This window comes from Martelella mediterranea (assembly GCF_004342225.1).
GTDB classification, from domain to species: Bacteria; Pseudomonadota; Alphaproteobacteria; order Rhizobiales; family Rhizobiaceae; genus Martelella; species Martelella mediterranea_B.
The window spans coordinates 49,539-66,625 of record NZ_SMAR01000012.1 but is presented as its reverse complement, the minus strand read 5'-3'; the positions used below and the strand labels follow the sequence as shown (position 1 = coordinate 66,625).

The window sequence follows — 17,087 nt, the reverse complement described above, 5'->3', positions numbered from 1 at the left end:
TCACTGGACATTCAGCACGAAAACCGATCATTCTTGAACAAAACGTTCGGAAATCGGAACGGTAGTATGAACAATTTTGACCTGAACGATCTTCATGGATTTGGCCTGATCGCGAGCGCTGGCGGATTAAGCCCCGCCTCGCGGCGGTTCGGGGTGCCCAAGGCGACCCTGTCGCGCGCACTGCACCGGCTGGAGAATGCCGCGGGCGCTCCTCTCTTCGATCGCGTCGGCCGGGGTTTGCGCATGACCCCGCTCGGTGAGAGCCTCCTTCCAGCCGCCGAGGATGCACTCTCGCTCCTTTCGACGGCGGAGGAAGCCGTGCGCCTCGGTCAGGGGGAGCCGAGTGGACGCTTGCGCATCGCAGGCAGCGCCCTTTCGGGCCAGAAACTGCTGGCGCCGGTGCTCGCGAGGCTGACCGAACGGTACCCGTCGGTAAAGGCCAGCCTGCGTGTCACGAGCGGCGGACCGGATCCTGTCGCCGAGGAGCTTGATGTCGTGATCCGCGTCGGGCGACCGAGCGAACCTTATCTCGTCGCCAGGAAGATCGTCGCCTCGCCGCTCGCGCTCTACACCTTCCGCACGCGCGGCGCTGAGGTCGACCTTTCCGATCCGAGTGCGGTAGAGGGCCTTGGCCGGATCGACATCGCCATTGATGAGTTTCCTCATGAATGGCGGTTGACCAGTTCGAAGGGCGAGACTGTGTACCTTGCGAACGAGCCGTTGATGACTGTGAGCGAACCGACCGTCGCGCTCGGTATCCTGAGCGCCGGATCCGGGGTCGCGCTTCTTCCGATGTTGTACGCTGAGCCATTGGCCCGCGCCGGCGCCCTAGTCCGCGCCCTGCCGGATTTCACCGGACCGCAAATGGAACTCTTTGCAGCGCTGCCGCCAAAAAGGTCGAACGTACCTGCGGTCCGGGCCTTCCTGGACCTGTTGGTTACTCATGTGATGGAGATTGAGGAGGCGGCCAGTGCCTACGACTTCATGACAGAGCGAATCTCGATGGTTTCACGCAGCACATGAATGTGTTGAACTGGTACTACTTTGGCAGAAGTGCGGGCGGAGGTTTGGTGAGGCTGCACCCACAATGAAGGCAATGCCCAGGCGGTGAGCGCGGCAGGCGTGGTTGAGGCGATGGGCCCTGTTTCATGCCACCTTTTCACCTTCGATCAGTTGGCGCTTGCGTTCAACGCCCCAAGCATAGCCCAAAAGAGATCGGCGGGATATCTGGCACGGAAATAGTAGATGCCGGTCTTGTGAGACTTCGTTGGGCGGGGCATTTGCAGGACCATGTGTACCACCGAGGTGCTTGTAAGTCCCTGATAACAGCCAAGTATTTGAAAATCAAACATAAAGAATGGTGCTGCTAGAGAGATTTGAACTCTCGGCCTCTCCCTTACCAAGGGAGTGCTCTACCCCTGAGCTATAGCAGCCCGTTTCCGGGTGACCGGAAAACTTATGACCCCACCTTGCCGGTGCGGGCAAGCGGGCTATTGCCATAGCTCAGCCTTGAGTGCAAGACGCTATTTCGATTTCTTTTATATTGCATGCCACTTTTTGACAGGCAAATGACGATCACGCAAAGGAGGGTTTGATGGCTGACACACCGAATTCACGCGGCAGCAAAGCAGATAAGGCAGCAGAAGAACGCAGAGCCCGCGCAGCGAAGACACTGCGGGAGAATCTGATGCGACGCAAACAGCAGACGCGCGCCCGGCGGCATGGTGAAGCCGACAAGAGCGATGGCCTGCCCGCCGCAAAGTCCGATAAATGAAACCTGTTGCGGACTTACAACGTCACCGCTTCCAGCCATTTCAAAAATGCAAATGCGCTGAAACAAGGTCACTTCGCCGCCACTTTTCCCTGTTCTTACCGCCGTCTGGAAACCACTTGTCAACCATTGCGATTGATCATCGCCGGTGCTTCGTCTAAAGCGACACGCCACAACGCATGGAGAGGCCGGGACAAAACGCCCGGAATATTGGATGGATAAAATCAGAATCGTCGGCGGAAACACGCTCAAGGGCAGCATCCCGATTTCCGGCGCCAAGAACGCCGCCCTGCCCCTCATGATCGCCTCTCTTCTGACGAGCGAAACGCTGACGCTGGAAAATGTGCCGCATCTGGCAGACGTTGAATTGCTGATGCGCATTCTCGGAAACCACGGCGTCGACATCTCGGTCAATGGCCGCCGTGAACGCCAGACAGATGGCTATGCCCGGACGATTCACTTCAACTGCCCAACCATCACCGATACGACAGCATCTTATGAGCTCGTGCGCAAAATGCGCGCCTCTTTCTGGGTCATCGGCCCGGTTCTGGCGCGCGAAGGTGTTGCCCGCGTTTCGCTTCCAGGCGGCTGCGCGATTGGAACACGCCCGGTTGATCTCTTCATTGATGGCCTGAAAGCACTCGGTGCTCAGATTGAGATCGAACAGGGCTATGTCGAGGCCAAAGCCCCGTCCGGCGGGCTGATCGGTGCGCATTACACATTCCCGAAGGTTTCTGTCGGCGCAACCCACACGCTGATGATGGCGGCTTCCCTGGCCAATGGCACGACGGTCATGGAAAATGCAGCGCGCGAACCCGAAGTCGTTGATCTGGCCAACTGCCTGAAAGCCATGGGCGCAAAGATCGAAGGCGCTGGCACCGGCACCATCACGATTGAGGGCGTCACTTCTCTGTCAGGTGCACGCCATACCGTTCTGCCGGACCGTATTGAGACCGGGACTTATGCCATGGCCGTTGCCATGGCCGGTGGCGATGTGACACTTGAAAACACAGATACCGCTTTGCTCAGCTCAGCGCTGGAAGCGCTCCGGGCCGCAGGCACAGAAATCACCTCGACTGCATCGGGAATTCATATTGTCGGTCATGGCGACGATATCCGTCCGGTGGATATCCGCACAGAGCCTTATCCGGGCTTTCCGACCGATCTGCAAGCGCAGTTTATGGGCCTGATGACACGCGCAAGGGGCACGTCCCACATCGTCGAAACGATCTTTGAAAATCGTTTCATGCATGTGCAGGAGCTGGCGCGCTTTGGCGCCGATATCTCGCTTTCCGGCCAGACAGCAACTGTAACCGGCGTCAATGAGCTGCACGGCGCACCGGTGATGGCAACCGATCTCAGAGCCTCGGTTTCTCTGGTTATTGCCGGTCTTGCCGCCAAGGGCGAAACCACAGTTGGACGGGTTTACCATCTGGATCGCGGATTTGAGCGGCTTGAAGAAAAGCTCACGCGCTGCGGCGCCGAAATCGAACGCATCAGCGACGGCTGACCGAGAACCGGTATGCGCCTCAGGCTGAGCTTCGTCAAATCTGTCCGCTCCTGCACAATTTAAGGCAAATCAACGGTGTGCCGCGCTCTGCCGCCGGTTGCCTTTGTGTGTTTGTCGGCTTATCTCGGAGATTGAATTTCAACACCCGCCGGGAAGACCAGCCATGACCTCTGCGCCACTTCGCCTGATTGCACTGGATGAAGAAGACCTCGTCGTCATCTCAGCAAATCTTCAGGACGCTGTTTTTCTGTCGCGCGATCTGACATATCGTGCCCCGAAAGGCGACGGGGACAACCGTCTCGGTCAGTTCGAGATTTCTGCCAACAGGCTGGTTTCCGGTAGCAAAGGCTGGTTCTTCAAGAAATCAGCACGTCGCCGGGCGACATTGATCGTCAAGCGGGTCACCACAATCAGAAGCGTTGGTGTTGACCGGGAGAACGATCAGGAAGTGCACAATCTGCTGGCAATCCAGTTTGAAAGAAACGGCGAAGGGCCGGATGGCAGCCTGATTTTCGTGTTGTCCGGTGGTGCCGAAATCATTCTGGATGTTGAGACGATCGAGCTGTCTCTGGCTGATGTCAGTGAAAGCTGGCAAGGCGGACGCACACCGCATCATCCGGGCTGAGCAAAAGGTATTCAACTCTTCTCGATAACTCACATGAGGCTTTAGATATGGCTATCTGGCTCGATGCGGCAGCTCCCGATTTCGAAGAGCGCTTCAAGGCTCTACTTTCGACCAAGCGTGAAGTTTCGGCCGATGTAGGCACTGTGGTTGATGCCATCATTGATGATGTTCGCGAACGCGGCGATACAGCACTTGCCGCCTATTCCAAGCGCTTCGATGAAGTTGATTTCGACGAGCCGGCAACACCAATGAAAGTCAGTGAAGGCGAAGTTGCTCAGGCCTTTTCAGAGGTCGATCCGAAAGTGGTTGAAGCGCTCAAGGTCGCTGAGGCCCGTATTCGCAGCCACCACGCAAGACAGCTTCCGGAAAACGACTTTTATAAAGACGAAATCGGTGTCGGCCTCGGTCATCGCTGGACTGCGGTTGAAGCCGTTGGGCTTTATGTGCCCGGTGGAACCGCGAGCTATCCAAGCTCGGTTCTGATGAATGCCGTGCCTGCCAGCGTCGCCGGTGTGGAACGCATTGTCATGGTCGTTCCGGCGATGAAGGGAAAAGTGAACCCGGCTGTGCTTGCAGCGGCACAGATTGCCGGTGTTTCGGAGATCTATCGCATTGGCGGGGCCCAGGCCGTTGCCGCCCTTGCCCATGGCACGGAATCGATCAAGCCTGTTTCCAAGATCGTTGGCCCTGGTAACGCTTATGTCGCGGCGGCCAAGCGCGCTGTTTTTGGCACTGTCGGGATCGATATGATCGCAGGCCCGTCTGAAGTGCTCATCATCGCCGATGGTGAAAACAACCCAGACTGGATTGCAGCCGACCTTCTGGCACAGGCAGAGCATGATACGGCGGCGCAATCCATCCTGATCACAACAGACAAATCGCTGGGCAAAGCCGTAGAGGAAGCCGTCGAGCGGCAGCTGAAGACATTGCCACGCGGCGAGATTGCCGGTGCAAGCTGGCGTGACTATGGCGCGATCATCACCGTGCCCGATATTGAGACCGCCATGCCGCTTGCCAACCGTATCGCGCCCGAACACCTGGAGCTGGCCGTCGATGATCCAGATGCTCTGATCCCGAAGGTGCGGAATGCCGGAGCGATTTTTGCAGGTCACTACACACCTGAAGCGATTGGCGACTATGTCGGCGGTTCCAACCATGTTTTGCCGACGGCCCGTTCGGCTCGTTTTTCCTCCGGGCTGACCGTTCTGGACTTTATGAAGCGCACATCCATCCTTCGTCTGGGACCAGAACAGTTGAACAGACTTGCGCCACCGGCTATCGAGCTTGCAGAATGTGAAGGGCTGGGCGCACATGCCCGATCTGTATCCATCCGGCTCAACCGCAAGGAATAGTCATGGCTAAGGGCGATTACAGGCTGAGCGATGTTGTTCTTGACGAGAGCATCGGCCGCGCCTCGCCCGATGTCGAGCATGAACGCGCGGTCGCCATTTTTGACCTTCTGGAAGAAAATCATTTCGAACCAAAAGGTCATTACGGCGGCCCGTATAAGCTGACCCTTTCCATTGCCGACAAGCGGCTTGTCTTCGACATTACGCTGGAAAACGGAGATCAGGTCGCAACGCATATTCTGTCGCTGACCCCCTTCAGACGGATCGTGAAAGACTATTTCATGATCTGCGAGAGCTATTATGAAGCGATCAAGACCGCCTCCCCGACCAAGATCGAAGCCATCGATATGGGACGGCGCGGTGTTCACAATGAAGGTTCACAGACGCTGATGGATCGTCTTAGCGGTAAAATAACGCTGGATTTCGATACCGCACGGCGGCTTTTCACACTCGTTTGTGTGCTTTACTGGCGTGGGTGAGACAGGTTTTACGCACGTTTCACCCGCAACAGAGGCGCATTCGAAATCAAAGAGTGAACAAAACAATCGACGCCGGAGCAAACAAGGTTCACAAACGTTAAAGGATTGTGTAGGTTCCGCGGCAAATTCAAGGTCCTGCCAGCGTGAAACAAATTTACGCGGTGACCCGAAGAATGAAAACAAAACGCGCCTGACCCAGTCCGTCAGCCGGAGCTGGCGAGATGGTTATGTGCCGGAAAACGAAATGAAATCGTTTTCCGATGTATGAAAGAAAAGACATAAATGGCAAAAGAAGAAGTACTGGAATTTCCCGGCGTTGTCGTTGAACTTCTGCCGAATGCGACCTTCCGGGTTAAACTGGAAAACGATCACGAGATTATCGCTCACACTGCAGGCCGCATGCGCAAAAACCGCATCCGTGTCCTGGCAGGCGATAAGGTGCTCGTCGAGATGACTCCATACGATCTGACCAAGGGCCGTATCACCTATCGCTTCAAGTGAGCGACCCGCTGACTTTAGAAGATGATCTGTCCTTAGCGATGACGGACAAGATCATGAGGCTGGAACGAAAGATCAGGGTGCCAATCTTGATCCACTCAGGTCGAGTTGCGCTTTACAGCATCGTGCTTTCCGAAAATCGCTTCCGATTTTCGGAAAGCACGATGCGTAGATTCAATAGGTTAGAGCAGGCAGGGCATTGACGTGGCGAAGACGAAACTGATTCTGGCATCTGCATCGCCGCGCCGGGTCGATCTTTTAAAACAGATCGCCATCACACCCGATCTGATTGAACCTGCCGATATCGATGAGACACCGGCGGTCAGAGAAACACCACGCCTTCTGGCCGGACGACTGGCCCGGCAAAAGGCTGAGGCTGTGCTGACACAACCGCACATCAAGACGGACTGGCAGGACGCGCTGGTGCTTGCAGCCGATACTGTTGTGGCAGCCGGGCGACGCATTTTACCAAAAGCGGAGACAGAAGCAGAAGCGACAACCTGTCTCGATCTGCTTTCCGGACGCAACCACCGCGTCTTTACCGGCCTTTGCGTTGGCTCGGTTGCAGATGGTTCCTTAAGCCTGAGGGTCATTGAAACCCGCGTCACTTTCAAGCACCTGTCGAAAACGGAAAAGCAGGCCTATCTCGCCTCTGGCGAATGGCACGGAAAAGCGGGTGCCTACGCCGTTCAGGGGCTGGCAGCCGCCTTTGTATCACGTGTTTTAGGCTCTTATTCTGCCGTTGTTGGTCTGCCCCTGCATGAAACGGCAGCTCTGCTTGCCGGACGTGATTTTCCTGTTTTCGCCGAATGGGAGAAACACAGCGAATGAATGCCAAACCGAAAGCAAGCGTAGAGCCTTTGCGCAAACCTCATAAATGTCCCGAGTGCGGAAAAACATCGACACGGGAAAACTATCCCTTTTGCAGTGAGCGATGCCGCCAGCTGGACCTCTCGCGCTGGCTGACCGGCTCCTACAGCATTCCTGTCGCAGAAGATGAGTCGAAGGCTGACGACGAAGGCTGGTACGAAGACTGAACGATTTCTGCCGTTTAGATATGCAATCTTAAAGGACCGGCCAGCGCGGAGCTGACCGGTCCATGTTCTTTCACATACCAGCCGAATACTGCTCCCAGGCGCCGCCCGGCGCCGTCGCAGCATTCAGTGCAGCCAGATTACGGGCCGCCTGCTCAGATGATACCGCCGCGGTTGCCACGCGCTGCGCTTCATCACGTTTCCCCTGAAGTGCCAAAACGAGTGCCAGATTAACCCGCACATCCGGATCAGCATCGCGCTGCTTCACGGCGTCTCGCAAAAAGCCTTCCGCAGAGACAAGGTCATGCGTCAGAACATAGGACGTTGCCATATTGGAGAGCACTTCCGGGTTGTTGCGGGAAAGCGAAAGGGCCTTGCGATAGGCCATACGCGCGTCCATCGGCTTGCCCATCTGATCGAGGATCAGGCCCTCCTGCGAATAGGTGCGCCAATCATTCGGGGCGAGCTGTGCAGCGCGGCGGCTGGTGCGAAGGGCATCGGGATAATTGCCGATCGCAGCCTGTGATCTCGCAAAATACAACTGAACGCTGGCCGAGCCCGGATTGCGCCCGGCTGCGGTTTTCATCACATCATTGGCCTTGTCGAACTGGCCTTCAGCTTTCAGAAATTCCGCATATGCGATGGCATTTTCGGCATTGCCGGGGTAACGCTGAAAATCCATTTCCAACCGCTGGCTTAAAACAGCCCGCTGCGCTGCCGGCATCGCCGCAACCTGTTCTACCGTCAGGCCAGCAATATTTTCCATATTGCTGCCGCGCGTGCTGGCGCAGCCCGCAAGCACAATCAGAGAAACGGTCAGAGCCGCTGCTGTTGTTTTCTGAAAAGCGATTCGATACGCCATTTCCCACACTCCGCTGGTTTGCCGTATTATGACCGGCGCAACGAATCAAAACCGATCTTTAAACAGAATTTACATAAAAGTTCTGGCAGCAAAAAGCCTGCGCCAGCCAGCCTTAAAAAAGATGAGACAGGTTTCATGACAGCTTTCTCAATCACTGAACGCAAGAGCGCGTTCTCTATTGCCCCCAAAACCGCAAAACCGATTTATGCAATTACACCAGATGACCTGGAGAACCAGACGCATCTTCCCCCGCACATCGCGGCCTTTGCCGCATCAGCGGGCTTCAGGGCAGATGCCGGAGCCTTTCTTCTTTGCCCGAGTGAAGGCGGACAGCTTGAAGCTGCTATTTTCGGTCTCGGCACCAATCCTGCAGAAACGCCCTTTGTGTCTGGCAGACTGGCTCGTCTTTTGCCGGAAGGTGACTGGCGCTTTGCATATCACGCCGGAGATATCGCCAAGGCACTGATCAGTTTTGCCATGGCTTGCTACAGTTTTGACCGATATCAGAAGCCGGCGAAACCGAAGGCAAGGCTGGTGGTGCCTGAGGGGCAGGATTGTGAAGCACTGATGCGCACCGAAGCCGCTGTCTTTCTGGCGCGAGACCTGATCAACACCCCCGCCAATGATATGCAACCCGACCACCTCGAAGCAGCCTTTGCGGCGCTTGCAAACCATTACGGCGCAAGCTTTTCGGCCGTACGTGGTGATGACCTCCTGACCGAAGGCTTTCCTTTGGTTCATGCAGTGGGCCGCGCCGGTGAAAAGGCGCCGCGCGTGATGGAATTGCGCTGGGGCCGCAAAGGCGCGCGCAAGGTTAGCCTCGTGGGAAAGGGTGTCTGTTTTGACACTGGAGGTCTGGACCTGAAATCAGCGGCGGGCATGGGGCTGATGAAAAAGGACATGGGCGGCGCAGCCAATGTGATGGCGCTTGCCTTGATGATCATGGATGCCGGGCTTGATATCGATCTGCGCGTTATCGTGCCGAGCGTTGAAAACGCGGTCGCGGGCAATGCCTTCCGCCCCGGCGACATCTATCGCAGCAGAAAAGGACTGACAGTCCAGATCGACAATACAGATGCCGAGGGCCGCCTGATACTGGCTGACGCGCTGACCTATGCCGATGAATACCAGCCGGAGCTTCTTATCGATATGGCGACGCTGACAGGCGCTGCACGCGTAGCACTTGGTCCGGATGTTCCGCCATTTTTCACCAATGATGACGCCTTTGCCGAAAAACTGAGCCAGGCGTCTGACGCCGTTGACGATCCGCTGTGGCGCATGCCGCTTATTGCGGGCTATGAGAGCAAGCTGAAAACCCGCATTGCAGACCTCACCAATGCCCCGTCGGGCGGCATGGCAGGCGCGATCACTGCCGCTCTGTTTCTCAAGCAGTTTGTTTCCGGTGAAAGCAGTTGGGCGCATTTCGATATTTATGGCCACGCCCCCGCTGACCGTGATATCGGCCCGGCTGGCGGCGAGGCGCAAGCCATCCGTGCTCTTTTTGAAACCATCAGCAAGGGCTGAGAGATGAAACTTGATCGCAGGCTTCACGCATTTCGCCCTGATCTCGCCGATCAGCGACTGTCCGGTATGGTTCAGGCTGAACGGTTTTCAGATCCGGTCGCAGCTCAGGTCATCGCTCCTGTCGCACCGCTCAGACCGAAACCATCTGAAGAAGCAGGCATTGATACCCAGCTTCTTTTTGGTGAAACCGTCGATGTCTTCGAACGTCATAACGGCTGGGCATGGGTTCAGTCTCGTTATGATTCTTACGTCGGTTATCTGCCGGATGCGATGCTGGCAGACGGTGAGCGCACAGCCACACACATGATCTCGGCAACACGGACCTTCCTTTATCCTGACGCCGAGCTGAGAATGAGCCCGGTCTGCGCACTTTCAATGGGATGTCGGCTGACGTTTACCGGCGAAACGGAAACCCGCGGCACACGTTATCTGACTTGTGAGGATGGTAGTGCCGTCTTTGCCGGTCATTGCCATAAGCTTGGCCGGGTCTTTGAACCAGACCCCGTCAAAACCGCATTGCGCTTTCTGGAGACCCCCTATCTGTGGGGCGGACGTTCAGGCTTTGGCATTGACTGCTCAGGTCTGGTTCAGATGGCGATGATGATGGCAGGCATCAACGTGCCACGCGATTCGGACATGCAGGAGCTGATGGAAGCTGAGACCGTGCCACGCACCAGCCTGAAGCGCGGCGATCTGGTCTTCTGGACCGGCCATGTCGGGATCATGGAAAACGAACGAACGCTCGTGCATGCCAGCGGCGCTGTCATGCGGGTGACGCGTGAAGACATTGATCAGGCTGCCGCCCGTATCGCACTTCAATACGGCAACCCCACCGTCTGCCTTCGTCCGCAGGCCCGAGCCTGAACACGGGTCGAACGGAGAGAACGAGAAACCAAAATTAGAAAGCGCCGCCCCTTTTGTCAGAGGCGGCGCTTTTGGTTTCAGGGGTCTGTGAACGCCTGATTATTTGCGGGCGCTCAGCGGAACCACCGAGCTTTCGGCCTCTGCCTCTTCCTCATATGTCACGCCTTCCTTATAGGCCCGGCCATAATAGCTATCGAGCAGAACCTGACGGATCTCCGCAATCAGAGGATAGCGCGGGTTTGCGCCTGTGCACTGGTCGTCGAAGGCCTTTTCAGAAACCTCATCGACATGATCGAGGAAGTCCGCTTCGGCAACGCCGGCAGCCTGGATCGATGCAGGAATATCGCAATCCTTCTTCAGTTGCTCAATCCATTTGACCAGATTTTCGACCGATTCCTCATCCGTTTTGCCTCCAAGATCGAGGTGACGAGCGACTTCGGCATAACGGCACAGAGCCTTCGGACGATCATACTGGCTGAATGCTGTCTGCTTGGTCGGATTGTCGACTGCATTGTAGCGGACGACATTGGCCAGAAGCAGAGCATTCGACAGACCATGTGCCAAATGGAACTGGGCACCGATCTTGTGCGCCATCGAGTGGCAGACACCCAGGAAGGCATTGGCAAAGGCAATACCGGCAAGCGTCGCGCCGTTATGAACCTGCTCACGCGCCTTGGGATCGCTTGCGCCATTCTTATAGGCAGAAGGCAGGTACTGCTTGAGAAGCTTCAGGGCAGCCAGCGCCTGACCGTCAGAATACTCGTTAGCCATGATCGAGACATAGGCCTCAAGCGCATGCGTGACCGCATCGATACCGCCATGTGCTGTCAGCGACTTCGGCATGTTCATCACCAGATCAGCATCGATGATGGCCATGTTCGGGGTCAGCTCATAGTCCGCAATCGGATATTTGATGCCTGTCTTCTCATCAGTCACAACCGCAAACGGCGTGACTTCCGAACCGGTCCCCGATGTCGTCGGCACAGCAACAAACTGTGCCTTCACACCAAGTTTCGGGAAGCGATAGATACGCTTGCGGATATCCATGAAACGCAGCGCCAGATCGGCAAACTCGACTTCCGGATGTTCATACATCACCCACATGATCTTGGCCGCGTCCATCGGCGAACCGCCACCTTGTGCAAGAATGATATCCGGCTCGAAGGAGCGGGCCAGCTCCCAGCCCTTGCGCACAACAGCCAGCGTCGGGTCGGCCTGAACATCGAAGAAGGTTTCGACTTCAATTCCCAGACCTTTAAGAACAGCAACCGTCTCGTTGATATAACCGTTTTCAAACAGGAAGCGGTCGGTGACAATCAGGCAACGCTTCTTGCCCTTCAGTTCTTCCAGCGCGAAGGGAAGTGCGCCGCGACGGAAGTAGATTGACGGGGGAAGCTTGTGCCACAGCATGTTCTCAGCCCTTTTTGCGACTGTCTTCTTGTTGATCAGATGCTGCGGGCCGACATTTTCCGAAATCGAGTTGCCGCCCCACGAACCGCAGCCCAGCGTCAGCGATGGTGCCAGACGGAAGTTATAAAGGTCACCAATGCCACCCTGCGATGCCGGCGAGTTGATGAGAACTCGCGCAGTCTTCATGCGGTCGCCATAAGCCGCGACACGTTCCTGCTGCAGGTCCTGATCGGTATAAAGAACCGAGGTGTGTCCAATACCGCCAAGGGCAACAAGATCGGCGGCGATGCGCGTCGCGTGATCGAAATTCTTCGCCCGATACATGGCAAGCGTCGGTGACAGCTTCTCATGCGCGAAGACTTCTTCATCATTCACATCTTCGACTTCGGCAATCAGCACCTTGGTGCGCGGCGGCACTTCAATACCCGCCATCTGCGCGATTTTGACAGCCGACTGGCCAACGATTTCGGCGTTCAGCGTGCCCTTCTTGTTCATGATGATATCGCGAACCGCACCGGCCTCATTGCCCGAAAGCACATAGGCGCCATGGCTGGCAAAGCGCTCACGCACCTGATCATAAACCTTGTCGACGACGACAACCGACTGTTCCGAGGCGCAGATTACGCCATTGTCGAACGTCTTCGACATCAGGATCGAGGCAACAGCACGCTTGATATCGGCATATTCATCAATCACGGCAGGTGTGTTACCGGCGCCAACGCCGATGGCCGGTTTGCCCGATGAATAGGCCGCCTTGACCATGCCGGGTCCACCGGTTGCGAGAATGAGGTTGATGTCATCGTGATGCATCAGCGCATTTGAAAGTTCGACGGTCGGCTCATCAATCCAGCCGATAATGTCCTTCGGAGCACCGGCCTTGACGGCAGCGTCCAGAACAATACGGGCCGCCTCACAGGTCGAACGCTTTGCACGCGGATGCGGCGAGAAGATCACCCCGTTTCGGGTCTTCAGGCTGATCAGCGCCTTAAAGATCGCCGTCGAGGTCGGGTTGGTCGTCGGGACGATGGCGCAAATCAGGCCGACAGGTTCAGCGACGGTGAAGATGCCATATTCAGGCTCTTCAGAAAGGATGCCGCAAGTCTTGTCGTCCTTGTATTTGTTGTAGATGTATTCCGAGGCAAAGTGGTTCTTGATGACCTTGTCTTCCATCACACCCATGCCCGTCTCTTCAAAGGCCATGCGGGCCAGTGGAATGCGGGCATCGGCGGCAGCAAGGGCTGCCGAGCGGAAGATGTAGTCAACCTGTTCCTGGGTAAAGTTCGCAAACTTTTGCTGCGCTGCCTTTGTCCGGGCAACGAGCTGGTCTAGTTCGGTCGTGCTGGTAGCCGGCATGGGACTTCTCCTGCGCTTCTTGCCGAAACCTTTGAGGGCCGGCGGTTACTGACAATCCATGAGTGAGCCGGACGCCGATCTTGGGCTCGGTGCCATGAGGCCCCTTAAATCTTCCTGACGCTTTGCTATCGGATGGCAATTGCCAAAAGCGTTTCTCTCATTTCCGATTAAGGACCGCTCGATCTCTACAAAACGACACATAAATCGTTTTAAAAGGCTTCGTTTTGATCGGGATCAAACTTGATCTTTTTTAAGTCCAAAACACGTCATGTGTTTAGCAACCCCGATCCGCCATCCAAAAAACTGCTGCAATGGTCCACGAACGACGAAAATCGGGGACACCCTGATGATAGGGCATTCCCGATTTGATGAAAGGTCTTTGTTGATTTCAGGCCTGATATCCGGCGAATTTATGCTTCTATCGCGTCAGAGACTTTAAAGCGCTTGAGTCGCAATGCGTTCGACAGCACAAACACGCTGGAAAGCCCCATCGCTGCCGCAGCCAGCATTGGCGAGAGAAGCGTACCATTGACGGGATAGAGAAGCCCGGCCGCCACGGGGATCAGAACCACATTATAGGCAAAGGCCCAGAACAGGTTCTGCGCGATATTGCGCATGACAGCCCGCGACAGTGCGACAGCATTGACCACTCCTGAAAGCTCGCCGGACATCAGCACAATATCGGCGGTCTCAATCGCGATATCCGTACCCGTGCCAATCGCTATGCCAGTATCAGCCGTTGCAAGAGCGGGCGCATCGTTAATACCATCACCGGCAAAGGCGATGGCGCCATGCTGACGCCGTAGCTTTTCCAGCGCTTCAACCTTGCCATCCGGCAACACATCCGAAACCACAGTATCAATGCCAACCGCACGCGCGATAGCCTCTGCCGTTTTTGTATTATCGCCAGTGATCATTGCGGTTTTGACACCGGCGGAATGAAGCGCGGCGACGGCACTTTTCGCTGTGAGCTTAACCGGGTCAGACACGCCGATCACGCCTACCAGCCTGTTATCCACCGAGACGAACAACAATGAGCGGGCTTCCGCTGCCAGATTTTCTGCCTGTTCATCAAGATCAGCCGTTTTAATACCGAGCTGTTCCATAAAACGGCGGGCACCAACGGCCACGTTCTCTTCGCTTACATCTGCTTTCACACCGTAGCCGGGAACCGCCTCAAAGCGGGTTGCCTTTTCGACGTTGACGGCTTCCTCATACGCAGCAGACACGACCGCTTCGGCCAGCGGATGCTCCGATCCCGCCTCAACCGAGGCTGTTCGTGCCAGAATGTCAGAGCGCGAGAAACCGTTGACCGTCAGAACGTCTGTCACCTGCGGACGGCCTTCTGTCAGCGTGCCTGTTTTGTCGAAGGCAACAATTTTTGTGTCTTTCAGGGTCTGCAGAGCCTCGCCATTTCGGAAGAGAACGCCGATTTCAGCCGCCCTGCCTGTACCGACCATGATCGAGGTTGGCGTTGCCAGCCCCATAGCGCAAGGACAGGCGATGATCATCACCGCGACCGCATTGATAACCGCAAAACTGAGGGCCGGAGACGGACCGAAAAACAGCCAGATGAAAAAGGTGATCGCAGCCGCAACCAGCACAGCTGGCACAAACCAAGCAGTCACCTTGTCCACCATGGCCTGAACCGGCAGCTTGGCACCCTGAGCATTCTCGACCATCTTCACGATGCGTGAAAGCACGGTGTCCGCACCGATTGCCGTGGCCCGGAAACTGAACGAGCCGGTCTTGTTGATCGTGCCGCCGGTCACCGTATCACCGGCGCCTTTTTCAACAGGAACGGGCTCTCCGGAAATCATCGATTCATCGACATAGGAAGACCCGTCCGTCACGACACCATCGACCGCAACCTTTTCACCAGGGCGAACCGTTACGATATCGTCCAGCTTCAATTCAGCGATTGGAATATCGCGTGTTTCTCCGCCTCGTTCGACGCGGGCTGTTTTGGGCTGCAACCCCATCAGGTGTTTGATCGCGGCGGAGGTGCGCCCCTTTGCCTTGGCTTCAAGGGAGCGCCCGAGCAGGATGAGTGTGATGATTACAGCGGAAGACTCAAAATAGACCTGCGCCGCACCCTCCGGGAAAATCTGCGGCAGAAAAGTCGCGACCGTTGAATATCCCCAGGCGGCGCTTGATCCGAGCATCACCAGCGCATTCATATCCGGTGACTTCCGACGGAATGAGGCAACGCCATGACGATAGAAACGGCGACCGGGACCAAACTGCACGATTGTCGCCAGCGCGAAGTAAAAGATGTGAAGGGGAAACAATCCGATGGATGCCTTCAGCGTTGCGCCGAGCGGCGGAATGACATGCGATCCCATCTCAAGAACAAACAGCGGCAGAGTGAATACGAAAGCCATGAACAGATCGCGCTTCAGCGCTGAAAGCTCCTCAGCCTTTGCCTTGTCATGGGCTTCGGCAGCATCTGCGGCACTGCCGATCCGGCGTGGCTCGAAGCCCGCTTTTTCAATCGCACGCTCCAGCGCCTCAATGGGTGTCGACGGCACAAGAGAAACCTGCGCCCGCTCGCTTGCAAGGTTCACCTTCGCATCAATCACGCCGGGCACCTTTGACAGCACACGCTCAACACTTTGAACGCAGGAAGCACAGTGCATGCCGGAAACCTCCAGCTCAATCGTCTGAAGCGGCACGCCGTAGCCAGCCTTTTCAATCGCGGCCACGACGGCAGGTCCGGCTTTCCGGTCAAAGAGCGTGACATCCGCGCTTTCAGTCGCCAGGTTCACCGCAACCTCTCGGACACCATCAACCTTTCCAACAACGCGCTCAACACTGCGCACGCAAGATGCGCAGGTCATGCCCGAGACCGGAATTGTCAGATGCTGCTGCTTTCCAATTTCTGTCCCTGAACCTGAAAGCGTCTTTTCCATGAGATCGCTCCTTCCTGAAAATGCAACGGACGGCTCACGCCCTGCTTCAGCTGATCACATCATAGCCGCTGTCTTCGACAGCTTCGACGGCCTGATCGCGGCTGGCCGGGGCGGAAAGTGTGAAATGCGCGGCATTCTCTTCAAGACTGACCTTGATATCAGAAACGCCATCCAGCGCCGCAAGGGCTTTCTCGACCTTCTCGGTGCATTTTGCGCAGCCCATACCTTCAATTTTCAGGGTGATATTCTCAGCCATCTTCGACACTCCTTTTGTTCAATGAACAGGAAGATGGGGCTTCCAGCAGCTGGAAGGTCAAGTGGTTTTGTGGAAAATTACAGAAAATACCAGAACAGCGTGGAAGACATGCCCCCGCACTGTTCTGGTATATGGACAAGACAGAAACAATTGAATTGCAGTGCAAACACGCACTTGCAGATCACGGGACCTTGGCGGCTGTAACCTCAACCTCGACCAGGAATTCCGCACGGGTGAACCCGCTGACGACCAGAAGCGTGGAAACGGGCTTTGGATCGGATATATAGCGATCGCGCACTTCCATATAAGCCGGAAAATCCTCACGCATGGTCACATAGCCGGTAATGCGAATGGCATCCTCAAAGCTCATATCCGCCTCTGCAAGAATTTTGGCGATGGCTTCAAAGCAAAGTTCAGCCTGGCCTTTGACCGAACGCGGAATGGTTTCATCCGGACCAATACCCAGTTGACCTGAGGTGACCAGAAGACCGGCACCGGGCGGCACATAAAGCCCGTGGCTGTAGTTTCCGAACGGCTTGCGTACACCGGTTGGATTGATGCTTTTTTTCATAATTACCTGCCTCCGAACGATGGTTGACGCATGGCCGTAAAAACGCCCGGCTGTCAAGCTCTCACCGAC

General features: G+C 56.1%; 16 protein-coding genes and 1 tRNA gene. 11 read left to right on the top strand and 6 right to left on the bottom strand.

Annotated elements, in window-relative coordinates; all coding sequences use genetic code 11:
- Positions 1–66: 66 nt before the first annotated feature.
- Positions 67–1,023, top strand: coding sequence for a LysR family transcriptional regulator (locus tag EDC90_RS09850; protein WP_132311029.1), 957 nt, complete (start codon positions 67–69; stop codon positions 1,021–1,023).
- Positions 1,024–1,358: 335 nt separating this feature from the next.
- Here the strand turns inward: EDC90_RS09850 and EDC90_RS09845 are convergent.
- Positions 1,359–1,433, bottom strand: a tRNA-Thr gene (locus EDC90_RS09845).
- 161 nt (positions 1,434–1,594) lie between these two features.
- Here EDC90_RS09845 and EDC90_RS09840 point away from each other — a divergent pair.
- The 8 genes from EDC90_RS09840 to yacG all read left to right on the top strand — a co-directional run bounded on the left by EDC90_RS09840 (position 1,595) and on the right by yacG (position 7,269).
- Positions 1,595–1,774, top strand: coding sequence for a hypothetical protein (locus EDC90_RS09840; protein WP_132311027.1), 180 nt, complete (start codon positions 1,595–1,597; stop codon positions 1,772–1,774).
- A 211-nt stretch (positions 1,775–1,985) separates the two neighbouring features.
- Positions 1,986–3,281 carry a UDP-N-acetylglucosamine 1-carboxyvinyltransferase gene (gene murA, locus EDC90_RS09835; protein ID WP_132311025.1) on the top strand — a complete coding sequence of 432 codons (1,296 nt, stop codon included), beginning with the start codon at positions 1,986–1,988 and terminating at the stop codon, positions 3,279–3,281.
- Between the two features lie 163 nt (positions 3,282–3,444).
- Positions 3,445–3,906 carry a DUF2948 family protein gene (locus tag EDC90_RS09830; protein ID WP_132311023.1) on the top strand — a complete coding sequence of 154 codons (462 nt, stop codon included), beginning with the start codon at positions 3,445–3,447 and terminating at the stop codon, positions 3,904–3,906.
- A gap of 47 nt (positions 3,907–3,953) precedes the next feature.
- On the top strand, positions 3,954–5,258 hold the full coding sequence (gene hisD, locus EDC90_RS09825; RefSeq protein ID WP_132311021.1) for a histidinol dehydrogenase: 1,305 nt from the start codon (positions 3,954–3,956) through the stop codon (positions 5,256–5,258).
- Positions 5,259–5,260: 2 nt separating this feature from the next.
- Positions 5,261–5,734, top strand: coding sequence for a UPF0262 family protein (locus EDC90_RS09820; RefSeq protein ID WP_132311019.1), 474 nt, complete (start codon positions 5,261–5,263; stop codon positions 5,732–5,734).
- 282 nt (positions 5,735–6,016) lie between these two features.
- Positions 6,017–6,235 (top strand): translation initiation factor IF-1, encoded by a 219-nt coding sequence (gene infA, locus EDC90_RS09815; protein ID WP_024708546.1) that lies wholly within the window; start codon positions 6,017–6,019, stop codon positions 6,233–6,235.
- A gap of 195 nt (positions 6,236–6,430) precedes the next feature.
- The gene (locus EDC90_RS09810) at positions 6,431–7,063 is read left to right on the top strand and encodes a Maf family nucleotide pyrophosphatase (RefSeq protein ID WP_132311017.1); all 633 of its coding nucleotides are present in this window, start codon (positions 6,431–6,433) and stop codon (positions 7,061–7,063) included.
- Positions 7,060–7,269, top strand: a complete 210-nt coding sequence (gene yacG, locus EDC90_RS09805) for a DNA gyrase inhibitor YacG (RefSeq protein WP_132311015.1) — start codon at positions 7,060–7,062, stop codon at positions 7,267–7,269. The genes EDC90_RS09810 and yacG overlap by 4 nt, the downstream gene beginning before the upstream one ends.
- A 70-nt stretch (positions 7,270–7,339) precedes the next feature.
- On the opposite strand, the gene EDC90_RS09800 is transcribed toward yacG, so the two are convergent.
- A complete protein-coding gene (locus EDC90_RS09800) occupies positions 7,340–8,128 on the bottom strand; it encodes a tetratricopeptide repeat protein (RefSeq protein ID WP_132311013.1) in 789 nt (262 codons plus the stop codon).
- A gap of 135 nt (positions 8,129–8,263) precedes the next feature.
- Between EDC90_RS09800 and EDC90_RS09795 the strand changes: the two genes are divergently transcribed.
- Both EDC90_RS09795 and EDC90_RS09790 read left to right on the top strand, forming a co-directional pair.
- Complete coding sequence (locus EDC90_RS09795; RefSeq protein ID WP_132311011.1) at positions 8,264–9,652, top strand: leucyl aminopeptidase family protein; 1,389 nt, start codon at positions 8,264–8,266, stop codon at positions 9,650–9,652.
- Between the two features lie 3 nt (positions 9,653–9,655).
- Entirely contained in the window at positions 9,656–10,516 is an 861-nt protein-coding gene (locus EDC90_RS09790; protein ID WP_132311009.1) for a C40 family peptidase, read from the top strand.
- A gap of 99 nt (positions 10,517–10,615) precedes the next feature.
- Here the strand turns inward: EDC90_RS09790 and adhE are convergent, their stop codons facing one another.
- From adhE to EDC90_RS09770, 4 genes are all read right to left on the bottom strand, one after another.
- Positions 10,616–13,279, bottom strand: a complete 2,664-nt coding sequence (adhE, locus tag EDC90_RS09785) for a bifunctional acetaldehyde-CoA/alcohol dehydrogenase (RefSeq protein ID WP_132311007.1) — start codon at positions 13,277–13,279, stop codon at positions 10,616–10,618.
- Positions 13,280–13,689: 410 nt separating this feature from the next.
- Positions 13,690–16,191 (bottom strand): heavy metal translocating P-type ATPase, encoded by a 2,502-nt coding sequence (locus EDC90_RS09780; protein ID WP_132311005.1) that lies wholly within the window; start codon positions 16,189–16,191, stop codon positions 13,690–13,692.
- A gap of 46 nt (positions 16,192–16,237) precedes the next feature.
- Positions 16,238–16,447, bottom strand: coding sequence for a heavy-metal-associated domain-containing protein (locus tag EDC90_RS09775; protein ID WP_132311003.1), 210 nt, complete (start codon positions 16,445–16,447; stop codon positions 16,238–16,240).
- Between the two features lie 181 nt (positions 16,448–16,628).
- Complete coding sequence (locus EDC90_RS09770; protein ID WP_132311001.1) at positions 16,629–17,018, bottom strand: RidA family protein; 390 nt, start codon at positions 17,016–17,018, stop codon at positions 16,629–16,631.
- Positions 17,019–17,087: the final 69 nt, after the last annotated feature.

Coding starts and splice junctions, on each gene's coding strand:
- EDC90_RS09850 (WP_132311029.1), top strand. CDS start 67: ATGAACAATTTTGACCTGAACGATCTTCATGGATTTGGCCTGATCGCG.
- EDC90_RS09840 (WP_132311027.1), top strand. CDS start 1,595: ATGGCTGACACACCGAATTCACGCGGCAGCAAAGCAGATAAGGCAGCA.
- murA (WP_132311025.1), top strand. CDS start 1,986: ATGGATAAAATCAGAATCGTCGGCGGAAACACGCTCAAGGGCAGCATC.
- EDC90_RS09830 (WP_132311023.1), top strand. CDS start 3,445: ATGACCTCTGCGCCACTTCGCCTGATTGCACTGGATGAAGAAGACCTC.
- hisD (WP_132311021.1), top strand. CDS start 3,954: ATGGCTATCTGGCTCGATGCGGCAGCTCCCGATTTCGAAGAGCGCTTC.
- EDC90_RS09820 (WP_132311019.1), top strand. CDS start 5,261: ATGGCTAAGGGCGATTACAGGCTGAGCGATGTTGTTCTTGACGAGAGC.
- infA (WP_024708546.1), top strand. CDS start 6,017: ATGGCAAAAGAAGAAGTACTGGAATTTCCCGGCGTTGTCGTTGAACTT.
- yacG (WP_132311015.1), top strand. CDS start 7,060: ATGAATGCCAAACCGAAAGCAAGCGTAGAGCCTTTGCGCAAACCTCAT.
- EDC90_RS09800 (WP_132311013.1), bottom strand. CDS start 8,128: ATGGCGTATCGAATCGCTTTTCAGAAAACAACAGCAGCGGCTCTGACC.
- EDC90_RS09795 (WP_132311011.1), top strand. CDS start 8,264: ATGACAGCTTTCTCAATCACTGAACGCAAGAGCGCGTTCTCTATTGCC.
- EDC90_RS09790 (WP_132311009.1), top strand. CDS start 9,656: ATGAAACTTGATCGCAGGCTTCACGCATTTCGCCCTGATCTCGCCGAT.
- adhE (WP_132311007.1), bottom strand. CDS start 13,279: ATGCCGGCTACCAGCACGACCGAACTAGACCAGCTCGTTGCCCGGACA.
- EDC90_RS09780 (WP_132311005.1), bottom strand. CDS start 16,191: ATGGAAAAGACGCTTTCAGGTTCAGGGACAGAAATTGGAAAGCAGCAG.
- EDC90_RS09775 (WP_132311003.1), bottom strand. CDS start 16,447: ATGGCTGAGAATATCACCCTGAAAATTGAAGGTATGGGCTGCGCAAAA.
- EDC90_RS09770 (WP_132311001.1), bottom strand. CDS start 17,018: ATGAAAAAAAGCATCAATCCAACCGGTGTACGCAAGCCGTTCGGAAAC.